The sequence below is a fragment of the Bradyrhizobium sp. HKCCYLRH1034 genome (genome assembly GCF_051168375.1).
In the GTDB taxonomy this organism is placed as follows: domain Bacteria; phylum Pseudomonadota; class Alphaproteobacteria; order Rhizobiales; family Xanthobacteraceae; genus Bradyrhizobium.
Genome location: NZ_JBNPUW010000001.1, coordinates 546,788 through 562,673 on the forward strand (window position 1 = coordinate 546,788; position 15,886 = coordinate 562,673).

At 64.4% G+C, this 15,886-nt stretch carries 13 protein-coding genes; 7 read left to right on the plus strand and 6 right to left on the minus strand.

Annotated elements, in window-relative coordinates; genetic code table 11:
- Positions 1-12: 12 nt before the first annotated feature.
- On the minus strand, positions 13-1,329 hold the full coding sequence (locus ACQR0W_RS02445) for a CmpA/NrtA family ABC transporter substrate-binding protein (protein WP_315754174.1): 1,317 nt from the start codon (positions 1,327-1,329) through the stop codon (positions 13-15).
- A gap of 677 nt (positions 1,330-2,006) precedes the next feature.
- Between ACQR0W_RS02445 and ACQR0W_RS02450 the strand changes: the two genes are divergently transcribed.
- Together ACQR0W_RS02450 and ACQR0W_RS02455 are read left to right on the plus strand one after the other, a co-directional pair.
- Positions 2,007-2,840, plus strand: a complete 834-nt coding sequence (locus tag ACQR0W_RS02450) for a formate/nitrite transporter family protein (protein WP_316170611.1) — start codon at positions 2,007-2,009, stop codon at positions 2,838-2,840.
- A 69-nt stretch (positions 2,841-2,909) separates the two neighbouring features.
- On the plus strand, positions 2,910-4,640 hold the full coding sequence (locus ACQR0W_RS02455) for a bifunctional protein-serine/threonine kinase/phosphatase (protein WP_316170612.1): 1,731 nt from the start codon (positions 2,910-2,912) through the stop codon (positions 4,638-4,640).
- Positions 4,641-4,660: 20 nt separating this feature from the next.
- Here ACQR0W_RS02455 and ACQR0W_RS02460 read toward each other — a convergent pair whose 3' ends face one another.
- Positions 4,661-5,575 (minus strand): dioxygenase, encoded by a 915-nt coding sequence (locus tag ACQR0W_RS02460; protein WP_315715726.1) that lies wholly within the window; start codon positions 5,573-5,575, stop codon positions 4,661-4,663.
- A 149-nt stretch (positions 5,576-5,724) separates the two neighbouring features.
- Between ACQR0W_RS02460 and ACQR0W_RS02465 the strand changes: the two genes are divergently transcribed.
- Complete coding sequence (locus tag ACQR0W_RS02465) at positions 5,725-6,999, plus strand: serine hydrolase domain-containing protein (protein WP_315826414.1); 1,275 nt, start codon at positions 5,725-5,727, stop codon at positions 6,997-6,999.
- Positions 7,000-7,241: 242 nt separating this feature from the next.
- Positions 7,242-8,759, plus strand: a complete 1,518-nt coding sequence (locus tag ACQR0W_RS02470; RefSeq protein ID WP_434840556.1) for a sensor histidine kinase — start codon at positions 7,242-7,244, stop codon at positions 8,757-8,759.
- A gap of 6 nt (positions 8,760-8,765) precedes the next feature.
- On the opposite strand, the gene ACQR0W_RS02475 is transcribed toward ACQR0W_RS02470, so the two are convergent.
- Together ACQR0W_RS02475 and ACQR0W_RS02480 are read right to left on the minus strand one after the other, a co-directional pair.
- Complete coding sequence (locus tag ACQR0W_RS02475) at positions 8,766-9,500, minus strand: cytochrome c biogenesis CcdA family protein (RefSeq protein ID WP_316170614.1); 735 nt, start codon at positions 9,498-9,500, stop codon at positions 8,766-8,768.
- Between the two features lie 304 nt (positions 9,501-9,804).
- A complete protein-coding gene (locus ACQR0W_RS02480; RefSeq protein WP_315737708.1) occupies positions 9,805-10,050 on the minus strand; it encodes a hypothetical protein in 246 nt (81 codons plus the stop codon).
- A 515-nt stretch (positions 10,051-10,565) separates the two neighbouring features.
- Between ACQR0W_RS02480 and ACQR0W_RS02485 the strand changes: the two genes are divergently transcribed.
- The 3 genes from ACQR0W_RS02485 to ACQR0W_RS02495 all read left to right on the plus strand — a co-directional run bounded on the left by ACQR0W_RS02485 (position 10,566) and on the right by ACQR0W_RS02495 (position 13,451).
- The gene (locus ACQR0W_RS02485; protein ID WP_315754185.1) at positions 10,566-11,786 is read left to right on the plus strand and encodes a LysR family transcriptional regulator; all 1,221 of its coding nucleotides are present in this window, start codon (positions 10,566-10,568) and stop codon (positions 11,784-11,786) included.
- Between the two features lie 7 nt (positions 11,787-11,793).
- Positions 11,794-12,189 (plus strand): helix-turn-helix domain-containing protein, encoded by a 396-nt coding sequence (locus tag ACQR0W_RS02490; protein ID WP_015668220.1) that lies wholly within the window; start codon positions 11,794-11,796, stop codon positions 12,187-12,189.
- Between the two features lie 440 nt (positions 12,190-12,629).
- On the plus strand, positions 12,630-13,451 hold the full coding sequence (locus ACQR0W_RS02495; RefSeq protein ID WP_315754187.1) for an enoyl-CoA hydratase: 822 nt from the start codon (positions 12,630-12,632) through the stop codon (positions 13,449-13,451).
- Here the strand turns inward: ACQR0W_RS02495 and ACQR0W_RS02500 are convergent.
- Entirely contained in the window at positions 13,448-14,527 is a 1,080-nt protein-coding gene (locus ACQR0W_RS02500; protein WP_434840555.1) for an isocitrate/isopropylmalate dehydrogenase family protein, read from the minus strand. The genes ACQR0W_RS02495 and ACQR0W_RS02500 overlap by 4 nt on opposite strands.
- A gap of 164 nt (positions 14,528-14,691) precedes the next feature.
- Positions 14,692-15,759 (minus strand): alcohol dehydrogenase, encoded by a 1,068-nt coding sequence (locus ACQR0W_RS02505; RefSeq protein WP_315715718.1) that lies wholly within the window; start codon positions 15,757-15,759, stop codon positions 14,692-14,694.
- Between the last annotated feature and the right edge of the window lie 127 nt (positions 15,760-15,886).

Sequence of the window (15,886 nt, forward strand, 5' to 3'; positions counted from 1 at the left end):
GGGAGGTCCTGATCAGGCGTCGACGCGCTTGATCGACAGCGACTTCAGGTAGGCGGCGGGATCTTCCGGATCGAACACCTTGCCGTCGAAGAAGGTCTCCTTGCCGCGCGACTTGGAGGTCGGAATCTCGGCGGCGGCGACGTTCATCTCCTTGGCGGCCTCGCGCCAGATGTCCTCGCGGTTGACCTTGGCGATCAGCGACTTGGCGTCGAAGCCGGCCTCATACTTGCCCCACCGGATGTCCTCGGTGATGAACCAGAGATCGTGGCTCTGGAATGGATAGGACGCGAAGTCGCGCCAATACTTCATGATGTGCGGCGAGTTCTCGACGACCTTGCCGGTACCGTAGTCGAACTTGCCGGCCGTGCGTCCGGCGACGTCCTCGACCGGGCAATTCATCCACTGCCGCTTGGCCATGATGGTCGCAAGCTCCTGCTTGTTCTCCATCTTGTCGGCCCACTGCTGCGCTTCCATCACCGCCATCGTCAACGCCTTCGCGGCCTTCGGATATTTGTCGACAAAGGCGGCGCGCATCGCGAAGGATTTTTCGGGATGCTTGTTCCAGATCTCGCCCGTCGTGACGGCGGTGTAGCCGATACCCTGGTTCACGAGCTGCGCATTCCACGGCTCGCCGACGCAGAAGCAGTCCATGGTGCCGACCTTCATGTTGGCCACCATCTGCGGCGGCGGCACCACGATGGTCTCGATGTCCTTGTCGGGATCGATGCCGCCGGCGGCGAGCCAGTAGCGGATCCAGAGATCGTGGGTGCCGCCCGGGAAGGTCATCGCGGCCTTCACGGACTTGCCGGAGGCCTTCTTCTTCTCCAGCGCGGCTTTGAACGGCGCGGTATCGAGGCCGAGCTTGAGGTCTGCATATTCCTTTCCGACCGAGATGCACTGCGCATCGAGATTGAGCCGCGCCAGAATGTACATCGGCGTCGGCTGGTTGTTCTGCGTCACCTTGCCCGAGGAGATCAGGTACGGCATCGGGGTCAGGATGTGCGCGCCGTCGATGCCGTTGCCTTCAGAGCCGAGCACGAGGTTGTCGCGCGTGGTGCCCCACGAGGCCTGCTTCTGTACGTCGACGTCGGGCATGCCGTATTTGGCGAAGATGCCCTTGTCCTTGGCCACGAACAGCGGACCGGCATCGCTGAGCGCGATGAAGCCGAGCTTGGCGCTGGCGACTTCCGGCCCCGCCCCCTGGGCGAACGCTCCGCCCGGCAAGTTCAGCTTCGCGGCTGCTAGCAGCGCAGCCGTGCCGGCGCCGGCCTTGAGAAGCTGACGACGGCTGAAGCCGTTGCGGCGAGCAGGATTGGCAGTCTTCGTCATGAGTGCTGTCGTCCTTTGTCTGAAGAGCGCTCGATGGGTGAAATGGCCGTCCGTTGCGGGTCGCTGCGCCACGCACGAAGGCGCGTGTTCCGAGGTGGCCTCGGAAGGGGCAGCGTCACGATTCGGATGAGGATTGCGCGGACGGCATCGATGGCGTCGCAAATGCTCTTTCAAGCTTCGTGCCAACGCATCAATTTTGAATTCAGAAACTGATTCAATCGCTTAGCCGTGCACAGCAATCCATCAGAGGCAGAAGGCCGCATCCAAAATTTGCGATTCGCTCACTTTGTGTGCGCCGCACACAAAGTGAGCATGGCGCGATTGTTCCATGAGCACCAGGGCAGCAAATCAGCCTTTCAAGCAGCCGCGGCGCCGACATCCGAACGTAATCGATTGAAATCGATGATCTTTTGATTGGCGTCAAAATTGGCACAGGCATTGCTTCGACGACTACAAGTCAACGATGACTGCGGTTCGCCGGACTGTCGAGGCCGATGGCGCCTGATCTCCGGGACGGACGCGCGCTCGCGACCGGGGTCACCTCGGCGCGGTCGTCGTGACGCCCTTCCCCGCATTCGACATCCGATCCGCCTGCCCGTGGCGATGTCCCGCGAGAGCCAGAACCTCTCGCAAGGCAGCGCGCAATCTATTCCCGAGAGCCAACAAAGGACGTTTGAATGTCGTACCTCGCGCCTTCAGAATTCGTGACCAAGATGGTGGACGCAGGTGAGTCCAAGATCTTCATGTCGACCCGGGACACCGTCATCCGCGCCTACATGGCTGGCGCGATCCTGGCGCTCGCGGCCTGGTTTGCCGTCACCATCAATGTGAACACAGGCCAGCCGATCATCGGCGCGCTGTTGTTTCCGGTCGGCTTCTGCATGCTCTATTTGCTGGGCTTCGATCTGCTGACTGGCGTGTTCGTGCTGTCGCCGCTGGCGCTGATCGACAAGCGTCCGGGCGTGACCATCGCGGGCGTGCTGCGCAACTGGGGCCTCGTCTTCATCGGCAATTTCGCCGGGGCACTGACCGTTGCCTTCATGATGGCATTCGTGACCACGTTCGGCTTCACGCAGGAGCCGGACAAGGTCGGCGCTGTCATCGGCAATATCGGTGAAGGCAGGACGCTCGGCTACGCGGCGCATGGCGCGGCCGGCATGGCGACGCTGTTCATCCGCGGCATGCTGTGCAACTGGATGGTCTCCACCGGCGTGGTCGGCGCGATGATCTCGACGACGGTCCCGGGCAAGGTGCTGGCGATGTGGATGCCGATCCTGGTGTTCTTCTACATGGTGTTCGAGCATTCGGTGGTGAACATGTTCCTGTTTCCGTCGGGGCTGATGCTCCATGCGAAGTTCTCGATCATGGACTACCTGGTCTGGAACGAGATCCCGACCGTGCTCGGCAATCTCGTCGGCGGTCTCTCGTTCACCGGCCTGACGCTGTACGCCACCCATGTCAGGACGCAGCCGAAGCGTGATGCCAAGATCGCAGCCCGCGTCGCGGCCTGATTTCCGTCTCCCTTGGAGAGCCCGGCTTCAGTTAAGGTCGGGCTCTCCTCAAATCGCTCGATAGCCCAAATGCCATTGCGGATCACCATCGGAGCGCATTCCGACAAAGGGCAGAAGCCGGGCAACCAGGACTTCCACGGCGCGCTGATTCCCGATGAGCCGGCGCTCAGCCTGAAGGGCATCGCGATCGCCATCGCGGACGGGATCAGCAGCAGCGAGGTCAGCCACATTGCGAGCGAGTCGGCGGTCAAGAGCTTCCTGACCGACTACTACTGCACGCCGGATGCCTGGTCGGTGAAGACCTCGGCGCGACGCGTGATCGCCGCGGCCAACTCCTGGCTCTACGCCCAGACCAGAGCCAGCCAATACGCCTATGACCGCGACAAGGGTTACGTCTGCACGCTCAGCGCGATGGTGATCAAGGCGGCCACGGCGCATCTCTTCCATATCGGCGATTGTCGCATCTATCGCCCCGCAGGCCATTCGCTCGAACAGCTCACCGACGATCATCGCGTCATCATCTCGTCGCAGCAGAGCTATCTGGGGCGTGCGCTCGGGGTCAATCCCGAGGTCGAAATCGACTATCAGGCCATTCGGATCGAGCGCGGCGACATCTTCGTGCTCGCGACCGACGGCGTTCACGAACACGTGGGCAAGCGTTTTGTCGCCAACGTGTTGAAAGAGAATTCCCACGACCTCGACCAGGCGGCCCGTATCATCGTCGCTGAGGCGCTGGCGCAGGGCAGCGCGGACAATCTCACGATCCAGATCGTGCGGATCGACGAACTCGGTGCCGGCGATGCCGCCGAGATTCCGGTCCAGGCCGAGCAGCTGCCGCCGGCGCCGGTGCTGGACGCGCGGATGATCTTCGAGGGCTACCGGATCGTGCGCGAGATCCACGCCAGCAGCCGCAGCCACATCTATCTGGCCGTCGACGTCGAGACGGAGCTCGCCGTCGCCCTCAAGGTGCCTTCGATCGACCTGCGCGGCGACCCGGCCTATCTCAAACGGTTCCTGATGGAAGACTGGATTGCGCGGCGGATCGACAACCCGCACGTGCTGAAGGCCTTCCCATCGACGCGTCGCCGCGATCATCTCTACGTCGTCACCGAATTCGTCGAAGGCCAGACCCTGGCGCAATGGATGATCGACCATCCCAAAGCCGATCTCGATGCCGTCAGAGACATCATCGAGCAGATCGCCAGGGGGCTGCAGGCGCTGCATCGCAAGGAAGTGCTGCACCAGGATCTGCGGCCTGCAAACATCATGATCGACCGGACCGGGACGGTGAAGATCATCGATTTCGGATCGGTGCGGGTCAGCGGCGTGGTCGAGGCCGATCCGGCTGCCGACCACGACAGCATCCTCGGCACCCAGCAGTATACGGCGCCGGAATATTTTCTCGGCGAGGGCGGCTCCGAATGGTCAGACCAGTTCTCGCTCGGCGTGATCGCCTACCAGATGCTGACGGGCCGGCTGCCCTACGGCGCGCAGATGGCACGTGCACGAACCCGGGCGCAGTTTCGCAAGGTGCTTTATCACCCGGCCTCCGGCGATGACCAAACCGTCCCGCTCTGGATCGATGGCGCACTCCGGCGCGCCGTCCATCCCGTCGCCGCCAAACGTTACGAGAGCCTCTCGGAATTCGTCTTCGACCTTCGGCACCCCAATCCCGCCTATATCGGCGGCGGCCGGACGCCCCTGATCGAGCGCAATCCGCTGCTGTTCTGGAAGGCGACGACTGCGCTGCTCGCGATCGCAGTGATCATCCTGCTCGCGGCTCGCCACGGCGGCTGGTAGGCGGACCTGCCGGCTGCGGATCAGGCGGGTTCAGGCGCGATCGCGCCAAGCGGCCTCGGCGCCACGCCCGCTCCCGGCTTCATGCGGAAATCGTAGGTCATCAAGTGCCATGGCCCGATGGCCAGCTTGCCGTCCGGCATCACAGCGTCGCTGCGCCGCTCGACCTGGGCGATGAGCTCGTCCTTGACGCCAAAGACGACGTCGCTGTCGAGATATTCGTCGCCGCCGACGAAGACATGGGTGATGAGCGGCTCGTAGCCCTTGGCGTCCACCAGGAAATGCACATGGGCCGGGCGCATCGGATGACGCTTGGTCTCGAGGATCATCCGTCCCACCGGACCGTCGGTCGGGATCGGATAGCTGCAGGGCAGGATGGTGCGGAAGAAAAAGCGGCCATCCGCATCGGTGATGAAGCGCGCCCGCGACGACGGACCATCGCTTTCATAGGACGGCCGCTGCGAATCGTAGAAGCCCTCGTCGTCGGCATGCCAGACATCGACCGCGGCGCCTGCCAGCGGGGCACCCGCCAGATCGGTCACCCGTCCCTGGACGAACATCTTCTCGCCCTTGAGATCCGCCGAGATGTCGGTGCCGTGGGGCGTCACCTTGTGCTCGCCGACGTAGAACGGGCCGAGTACGGTCGTCTCCGTCGCCCCTGCCCGGTCGCGATGATTGATGGCGTCGACCAGCATCGACACGCCGAGCACGTCGGACAGCAGGATGAACTCCTGCCGGCTTGCGGTGCAGGTCTGTCCGGTGCGGGTGAGAAAGTCGATGGCGGCGGCCCATTCGTCGAAAGTGAGCTCCGTCCGGCGCACATAATCGTGCAGCGACTTCACCAATTCCTGCAGCAGGAATTTCGCGCGCGGATCGGGTGTCCGTTCGAGGCTCGCGACGACGGCCTCCGTGAGCTCGCCTTCATTGAATTGTGTCATTGCCAATTCCTCCCGGCGCAAAGGGTACACGACGCATGCCTGGCCTGCCATTGGACGCGGCGCGATTTTCGGCTATCACCCGGAACAAACGGGATGCGCGGCCGATCCTCGCGCAGGCCGCCAGAAACCGATTATAGCGGAGACGCCCGATGCTCGCCCCGACACCCGCCTCGCCCGAAACCGTCGGCATGTCGAAAGCCGCGCTCGATCGCATCGATGCCCATCTGCGGCAGCGCTATGTCGAGGCCGGCCGCTTTCCCGGGACGCAGTTGATGGTCTATCGCCGCGGCAAGATCGTGCATGCGAGCTCGCTCGGCTATGCCGACGTCGAGCGCAAGGTCCCGGTCAGGGACGACACGATCTACCGCATCTATTCGATGACCAAGCCGATCACCTCGGTCGCCTTCATGATGCTGGTCGAGGAAGGCAAGGTCGCGCTCGACGAGCCGGTCGCGAAATACATTCCGGAGTGGAAGAATCTCGGCGTGTTCGTCGCCGGCACCGCGCCGGCCTTTGTCAGCCGGCCGCCGTCGCGGCCGATGCTGATCGTCGACCTGCTGCGCCACACCTCCGGCCTGACCTACGGCTTCCAGCAGCGATCGAACGTCGATGCCGCCTATCGCGACGCCAAGATCGGCGCAGTCGAAAAGGCGGGAACGCTGCAGTCGATGATCGATGATCTCTCGCGTATTCCGCTCGAATTCTCGCCGGGCGAGGCCTGGAACTACTCGGTCTCAACCGACGTGGTCGGCTATCTCGTCGGCAAGATCGCCGACCAGCCGTTCGAGCAAGTCCTGAAGCAGCGCATCTTCGATCCGCTCGGCATGAGCGACACCGATTTCCACGTGCCCGCGGCGAAGGCGCACCGGCTGGCGGCGTGCTACTCGGCCGATGCCGGCGGCGCCTTGTCGTTCCACGCCGCCGATCGCAAGGGCGGCCTGACCTTGCAGGACGACCCGGCGACCAGTTCGTTCCTGAACCCGCCCGACTTCATCTCCGGCGGCGGCGGCCTGTGCTCGACCACCGCCGACTATCTGACGTTCTGCCGCGCATTGCTCAATGGCGGCGAGCTCGGCGGCGTCAGGCTGCTCGGACCGAAGACGCTGAAGCTGATGACCTCGAACCATCTGCCGGGCGGCGTCGACCTGCCGGCGCTGTCGCGCTCGATGTTCGCGGAAGCAGCCTATAACGGCATCGGCTTCGGTCTCGGCTTCTCGGTGACGATGGATCCGGCCAAGACGTTGATTCCCGGCAGCGCCGGCGAATATGCCTGGGGCGGTGCGGCCTCCACGGCGTTCTGGATCGACCCGGCCGAGGAGCTGATCACGATCTTCATGACCCAGGTCTTGCCGTCGAGCGCCTACCCGATCCGCCGCGAGCTGCGCACGATGGTGTACGCGGCGATCACCGAAAGCAACGTCTAGGAGCGGCGTCGTGGCGGTAAAGCCGCTCAGGGAACCGGCGATCCCCGCGCGTTGCGCTTGGCGTGCACGCGGTGCTCTCCTATGCTGACAGTCATGTGAACGGCTGCAACCGCCGAGCCCTTGCGGAGGCAGCCGCTCCAGCCTGATATGCGCTCGCCGCACAAATTCGCCTCCGCCCGACGCGTCTCCCGCCTGCGTCAGTCCCAACGGCGATCAGCAGCGCCAGCTCAAACGGGGCATCCGTGCCAAAACTCTCCCTGCCGATCCGGCTTGCTCTTCTGGTCGCAGGGACCACACTGCCGCTCATCCTGTTCGCAGGCGGAATCGTCTTGCACAGCTACATGCAGGATCGCAGCGACGCCCGTCAGCGCGTGCTGGAGACGGTGCGCAGCATCCGGCTGACGCTCGATGCCGAAATGCAGCGCATGACCGGCGGCGTCCAGGTCCTGGCGCTGACCGATGCTCTGACCACCGGCGATTTCGAACGCTTCCGGCCGATCGCGATGGGCTTCCTCGAGCAGTACGGCAAGAACGGCACGATCGTGGTCGCCGACCGCAACGGACGCCAGCTGTTCTCGTCGGCGACGACGGATACGGCTCACCTGCCGACGCGCAACAACAGCGAGATCACCCGCCGCGTGTTCGAGACCCGGCAGCCGCAATATTCCGACCTGTTCTACGGCGTCGTGAAGAAGAGCCTGATCGTCACCGTCGAGGTGCCCGTCTTTCGCGACGGCGAGGTCGTCTATGACATCTCGTTCAGCCCGCCGATCGAGATGTTCCAGACCATCCTGGAAAAGCAGCGGCCGAATCCGGACTGGACCTTGTCGCTGCTCGACCGCCAGGCGACCGTCTTCGCACGCGTGCCAAATCCGGCGGAGACGATAGGCAAGCAGGCCTCGCCCTCGGTGTTTGATCGCATGCGCAGCGAGCAGGAGGCGACGCTGTCGAGCGTATCGCTCGAGGGCGTGCCGCTGCTGTCGAGCTTCACCCATTCCACCCTCACCGGATGGACCATCGGCGCCGGCATCGCCGAGGATTCGCTGGTTGCGCCGTTGTGGCGCAACCTCGCCGTCACCAGCCTGCTCGGCGGCATCATGCTGGCGATCGGTCTGGCCTTCGCGGTGCGGATGGCGACGACGATCGCGCGCGCCGAGATGCTGCACGACCTGCTGATCGAGGAGCTCAATCACCGGGTCAAGAACACGCTGGCGATCCTGCAGGCGATCGCGGTGCAGACCTTCCGCAGCGCCAGCCGCCTTGAGCGTGAGAAGTTCGAGGGCCGGCTCGGCGCGCTCGCCGAGGCGCATAATCTGCTCAGCAAGGAGAAATGGCAGGGTTCTGAGCTGCAGGACGTGATCGAGCGCGTGCTCAAGCCCTACCGCCTCAACACGCCCGACCGCATCAGGATCTCCGGCCCGAAGGTGGCGCTGTCGCCGCGGCTCGCCGTCGTGCTGTCGATGATCGTGCATGAGATCGCAACCAACGCCGCCAAATATGGTGCGTTCTCCAACGACACCGGCACGGTCGATCTGTCCTGGGAGCTGGCGAGCGCGGCCGACGCGGCGAAGAAGCTGCCGGCACGGCTGCGGCTGGTGTGGCAGGAAACCGGCGGCCCGGTGGTCTCGGCGCCGATCCAGCGCGGCTTCGGCTCCCGCCTGATCGAGCGCAGCGCGCGCGATCAGCTCGGCGGCGAGGCCACGGTCGACTTCCTGCCGCCGGGCGTGGTCTACACCATCACCTGCAAGCTCGACGATTGAGCCGCGTCAGCCGAACCTCTGCAGCGCCGGGAACGTCTCGAGCAGCCAGATGCTGAAGGTCGAGACCGCGCCAGTGAGAAAGCCGATGCCGGTGGCGATCATCAGCACGCCCATCGCGCGCTCGATGTTCACGAGATGGCCACGCATGCGGACGAACAGCGCCGAGAACTGTTCGATCATGAACGCCGCGACCAGGAACGGAATGCCGAGGCCGGCGGAATAGACGGCAAGAAGCCCGGCCCCCTTGGCGACCGTCGTCTCCGCAGCTGCGATCGAGAGGATCGCCGCCAGGATCGGCCCGATGCACGGCGTCCAGCCGAAGGCGAAGGCGAGCCCCATGACATAGGCGCCCCACAGGCCGACCGGCTTGGGGATCGGCAGCCGCCCTTCGCGCATCAGGAACGAGATCCGCGTCAGGCCGAGGAAGTGCAGGCCCATCACGATGATGACGACGCCGGCGAGGATGGACAACTGCTCCGACCAGGCCCGGATCAGGCCGCCGATCAGCGAGGCGCTCGCCCCCAGCATCACGAACACGGTGGAGAAGCCCAGCACGAACAGTGCGGCCGAGATCATCACGGCGCGACGCGACGCGGCCGGAGGCTCGTCGCTCTCGATGTGCTCGATCGTGGCGCCGGTGAGATAGATCAAATACGGAGGAACCAGCGGTAGCACGCAGGGCGAAAGAAAACTGACCAAGCCAGCAATGAACGCGGCCGGAATCGATACGTTCTGGATCATGCGAGTCCCGCGATACGCCCCTCCAGGCGCAAGCCGGGGCACGACGCTTCTTGCCGCCGATGCGGGGAATACGCAACAGACGTGCCGAAGTTACGGCGGTCAACGATGATCACGGCCTGCGGGCTTTCGCCAGGATAGAGCCCGACGTCCCCGGATCGGGGCCTCATTGGCGAAGTCCCCCGCCCCGATAGGGAGTGTCGCCTCGCTTTAACCGGCTCGTCTGCGAGCCGGCGCGCGCCTCACCGTGGGATCACGACATATCACAAATGCGCCAAATGCACCCTTGTGCACACATCGAACTGTGCTATTTCACCACTCGAAGCAACGGTGGCCGGCGCTGACCCGGCTGCAGCTTCGCATCGCGCAGCTTGTCGGGATTGTCGGCTTGAACCATCTCATCGCAGAGCGATTTCAGATCGTCCTCGCTCAGACGGTTCAGCTTCATGCGCAGGTCGAGGATGGCAACCGAGACCAAATGCGCCGATTCGCGATTGCCCGTCGCCGCGAGCATGGCGCGGCACTGCTCGAGGGACGCAAGCACTGCAAGCATTTGTTCGTCTGAATTGGCCACAGGCGTCGTTTCCGTTCTAGTAGCGTGCGACGAGATGGAGCCGAGCAACTCCCGACTCGCGGATGGCTTCCAAATACGTCATGTCGTTGCTCCCCTGCGCTTTGCCGATGCGGCTCAGCCGAGCCATGCACCTACCCCCTGGGACGGCACGACGGCGTCCTGGCATGACGCAGGGTGAAGAGACATCACCGCTCCCCGGCATTCGATGAATTAGCGCCACGATCCGTTCATCACGATAGCATGACAACGGCCCATCTTCGAATACCATTTCATTGCGGTCGAGGCAAAAACCATCGATCTTAGGTTCGACTCGCGTTAAGCGTGTCCCTGTCCTACATGATGTGTCAGACCGCGCATCTGCTGGCGGTAAGACCATGCTGCAGAGAACTGAAGGTGGCAGACTCATCGGCCCTCGATCGCTCAACCAAATCATGGCACGAACGTGCCCTGCCCGTAATTTATCGGAATCACTCTAGCAGGCGGAGAGAGCTTGTATGCGCGTTGCGGCGGAACGGGGCGTTCCTCAGAAGGAACGCCGGGAACTAGCCGAGACCCCTGCGACGCTGGCACCAGGGGAGCACGGCGGCTCGTCTGCTGGGGCAGGATCGAGCATTGAACTGAGCCGAGAGAGTGGCGGCGCCAAGGGCGCAACGGCGAGCAAGCCGGCAAGAACTGCGACGGGCCGGGCCGCCCCGGCCAAGTCGACCGTGAGCAAATCGGCGCAGGCAAGCCTCACCGACTGGGATGCAGCGCGGATATTCCTCGAGGTTGTCAGGGCCGGCAGCTTTCGCTCCGCGGCCGAGCGGCTGACGCTCTCGATCAATGCCGTACGGCGACGCATCGATGATTTCGAGCGGCAGATCGGCGCGACGCTGTTCACGCGCGATGTCCACGGCGCTCGGCTGACCGACGAAGGCGCGCTGGTGGTCTCCGCCGTCGAGCACATGGAGGCCGCGTCATTCGAGTTGCTGCGCGCGGGCGATGGTCTCGCCGGCGCTGCGTCGGGCGAGGTCCGGGTCGCGGTGACCGAGGGGCTCGGCACGTTCTGGCTGGCGCCCCGGCTGGTCGAATTTCAGCAGAGCTTTCCCAACGTCATGGTCGATCTCTATTGCGCGATGCGCTCGGCCGACGTGTCGCGTCACGAGGCCGACGTCGCCATCCACCTCTCCCGGCCGGCGGCGCTCGACGTCAAGCTGGTCCGGCTTGGCCGCATGCACCTGATGTGCTTTGCGAGCGAGAAATATTTGGAGATATTTGGCATCCCAAAGACGATTGACGATCTCGTCAAACACCGCTTGGTTCTGCAGGTGGCGGACGAAGCCGCCGCCAATGCCGCCTTCGCCACCATCTTCCCTGGTTTCGAGCAGCGGGACCTGATCGCGATGACCACCAATGTCTCGAGCGCCAATTACTGGGCCGTGGCGCACGGCGCCGGCATCGGGGTCTTCCCAACCTATGCGAGTGCCCTGGGCGGGAAGATCGTACCACTTGAGGTTGATCTCAAGTGGTCCTACGACATCTGGCTGTCTTACCATGCCACCACCGGACGCATCCCTAGGGTGCGTCACATGATCGACTGGCTGGTCGAGGCTTTTAACCCTGGCAAATACCCGTGGTTTAAAGACGAATTCATTCATCCACAGCAACTTAAAACAGTATATATGGGTGAACCCCTGACCCATCTATTCGGGGGCTTTCCGATGGAAGGACGGTAAAATCAGTATGAACAAATCAGCGGCAAAGAAAATGAAGCAGCGCAGTGCGGGCAAGCCCGACATCGAGCTCGGCAAGCGGATTCGCCTGCGGCGTGTAGAGCAGAAGATCTCGCAGGCCGAGCTCGGCGAGAAGCTCGGCGTGAGCTTCCAGCAGGTCCAGAAGTACGAGAAGGGCGTCAACCGGGTCGGCGCTGCGCGTCTGCAGCAGATCGCCACCGCGCTCGACGTGCCTGTGACGTTCTTCTACGACGGCGACAGCAAGGCGCGCGAGGTCGAGAGCCTCCTGTTCCTGGACTCAGCCTTCAGCCTGCGGTTGCTGCGCGCCTACAGCAAGATCAAGGACCAGACCGTGCAACGTCAGCTGGTATCCTTGATGGAATCGATCGCAGCGAACGAAGAATAGGCAAGGCTGTCTGATCCGTCAGACAGGTCTGCCCGTGATGGATATGGGCCATCTTCGCTCGAGGGCGCAACTTGGGGGCGCCAGGCGCTCTGCCAGCTCGGGCGAGTTCACTGCCTCGGCTCAAGGCCGAGCGATCGGCGCGGCCGACACACCGGCCCTTCTCGTCCGCACAGCGATCGCTGCGCGGTCTGAGGCTTCGTCGCTTTTATAATCTCGTGCTCTCTGCCGTCATAGGAAGTGGCGGCATGCCGGCGTTTCGGTCCTGTCCGGCCGACGCTGATCATGAACGCTGCGCGTCCTCTCCTGGGCCACCCGTGCACAGGTCGAGAGCCTCGGCCCGAACGTCCCTTTGCCTGCCCATCGTGTCCTGAACTTGCATTGACGCCGTCACCGGCGCGGTGAACCATGCCGGTCGCCTGCCCTCCTGCGGACGGACCCACATGCCGACCATCTCCGAGCTCCCCACCACCTTCGCCGGGGACAAGATCCTCATGACCAGAGCGGACGATGGCGTCGGCATCATTACCTTCAACAACCCGGACAAGCGCAATGCGATGTCGCTGGAGATGTGGGAGGGGCTCGGCCAGGCACTGGTCGCGCTGCGCGACGATGACGCGATCCGGGTCGTGGTGCTGACCGGCGCCGGCGGCAAGGCCTTCGTGTCCGGCGCCGACATCAGCCAGTTCGAGCAGAGCCGCCACAATGCCGCGGCCTCGGAGGCCTATGCCGAGCGAAGCGCCGCCCAGCGGGCGCTGCTCGCCGGCTACCCGAAGCCGACGATCGCCTGCGTCAGCGGCTTCTGCCTCGGCGGCGGCCTGCAGATCGCGATGCTGACCGACATGCGCTTCGCCGCCGCGGACAGCCAGTTCGGCATCCCCGCCGCCAGGCTCGGCATCGCCTATGGCTATGACGGCCTGCGCAACCTGGTGTCACTGGTCGGCCCGTCGCAGGCGCGGCTGCTGCTCTATACGGGCCTGCGGATCGATGCCGCGGAGGCGCTGCGGATCGGCCTCGTCGACCGGATGATGAGCAACGACGAACTGCTGCCGGCCACGCTGGAGATCGCCCGCACCATTGCCGTCAATGCGCCGCTGGCGGTCAAGGCCGCCAAGATCACCATCGCCGAAGTGCTGAAGGACGAAAGCCGCCGCGACATGGAAGCCATCAAGCGGATCGGCGACATCTGCATGGATTCGGAGGATTTCCGCGAGGGCCGCCGCGCCTTCATGGAGAAGCGCAAGCCAGCCTTCAAGGGACGTTAGAGCGCCTCCAGCACCGCCCTGGTCACGTCGATCGTGCCGGCATTGCCACCGAACTCGAATGGCTTGAGGCCGGATGCGTAGACCTGGTCGACGGCCTGCTCGATCCGCTGGGCCGCCTCGGCTGCCCCCTCGATGCCATGGGTGTCCGCCAGCCAGTCCAGCATCATCGCGGCCGACAGGATCATCGCGGTCGGGTTGGCCTTGCCCTGCCCCATGATGTCGGGCGCGGTGCCGTGGCAGGGCTGGAACACGGCTTGGCGATCGCCGATGTCGGCCGACGGCGCCATGCCCATGCCGCCGACGAGACCGGCGGCGAGATCGGACAGGATATCGCCGAACATGTTCTCGGTGACCAGAACGTCGAAATCCCACGGGCGCTTCACCAGCATGAGCGCGCAAGCATCGATGTAGAGGCGGTCCGTCTTCACGTCCGGATGAAGTTGAGCGACCTCGTCGAAGATCTTACGGAAGTAGGCGAAGGCCTTGAAGACGTTGGCCTTGTCGACGCAGGCTAAAGTCCCCGAGCGGCCGCGCGCGCGGCGCCGGGCGGCGAGCTTGAAGGAGAAGTTGAACAGCCGCTCGGATGTCTTGCGGGTGATGACGAGGGTCTCGCGCGCCTCCTCATGTGTCACGACACCTTTGCCCATCGAAGCGAACAGGCCTTCGGTGGACTCGCGGATCACGACGAAGTCGATGCCGCGCTCGGCGGCGCCGACGATCGGACTCGGCACGCCCGGAATCAGCCGCGCCGGCCGCACGCCGGCATAGAGGTCGAAATGGAAGCGCAGCTCGATCTGCGGCGCGATCTCGGTGTTGTCGGGATAGCGCACCGACGGCAGCCCGCAGGCGCCGAGCAGGATCGCGTCCGCCTCTTCGCACAGCCGGATCGTGGAGTCGGCGATCGAGACGCCGGTCGCGAGATAGTTGTTCGCACCGGCCTGGGTCTCGGTGAACCGGAACGACAGGCCGGCCTTGGCCTCGACCTTGCGCAGCACTTCAAGTGCCGGCGCCATGACCTCCGGCCCGATGCCGTCGCCGGGGAGGACTGCGATGTGGAGTGCGTTGGTGGAGGGCATGCTTTTTTCTTCGTCACACGAGGGATTTAGCGCCGTCATTGCGAGCGAAGCGACTTGTCCGCCTTAGCCCGAAGGGCGACGGCGGAAGCAATCCAGGGCCCAGGTTGAGACTCTGGATTGCTTCGTCGCTTCGCTCCTCGCAATGACGATGGAGAGGGTGTGTCCTACGGCGTCAGCACGGCGCGGCCGACCAGCTGACCCTTCTGCAGCTCACGCAGAGCATCGTTGGCCTTGGCGAGCGGCATCGGCGTCACCGGGATCGGCGCGATGTGCTTGGCACGGACGAGGTCGAGCAGCTCCTTTGTCTCGCGGAGATTGCCGACATAGCTGCCCTGGATCGTCACCGCCTTGATCGGAATGAGCGGCAGCGCCCACGGCGCGCCGCCGCCGAACAGGCCGACGATGACCAGCTTGCCGCCCTTGGTGAGGCAGTCGAAGCCCAGCTGCGCGGTGGCGGCATTGCCGACCAGGTCGATGACGGCCCGGATCGGCTCGCCTGCGGCCTTGTTCAGTTGCTCCAGCGCATCCGGCGCCTTGCCGTCGACCGCCGCCAGCGCGCCGGCCGCCAGCGCCGCCTCGCGCTTGCGCGCGTCGATATCGACCACGATCGCACCCTTGCCGCCCATTGCCTTCAACAGCGACAGCGCCATCAGCCCGAGGCCGCCGGCGCCGAAGATCACGATCGGCGTGTCGAAATCCTTCTCGACCTTCTTGAGCGCGCTGTAGGTCGTGACACCGGAGCAGGCGTAAGGCGCGGTCGTCACCGGATCGAGCCCCTTGAGATCGATCAGGTGGCGCGGATGCGGCACCGTCATGTGGTCGGCATAGCCGCCGTCGCAATAGACGCCGAGCGAGGCCGGCTTCAGGCACATGTTCTCGTCGCCGGCGAGACAGGTCGCGCACTTGCCGCAGCCGATCCAGGGATAGACCAGCACGACGTCGCCGACCTTCAGCCCGCCCTTCTCCGCCTCGGTGACCTCCGGCCCGAACGCCACGATCTCGCCGGCGCTCTCATGGCCCATGGTCCGCGGCAGCGACACGCCCCGATCCTTGAGGGACAGCGGCTTGCGGCCGTGCCCGAGATCATAGCCGCCTTCCCAGATGTGCAGATCGCTGTGGCAGACGCCGGCCGCCTTCACCTTGATCAGCACCTGTTTGCCGAATGGTTGCGGTGTCGGCTCGTCGACCTCGGTCAGCGGCGCATTGAAATCGGTGACCTTGAAGCTCTTCATGGTTTCACTCCCGTAGTCCGGTGCGGGCGCGACCGGACGGCGCATCGACGGGACGAGCGGCGAGGCTGCGCGCGGCAACGTCGCCTTGGACCTCCTCCCCGGCATGAGCGCGTCCGGCTGGTCCGGA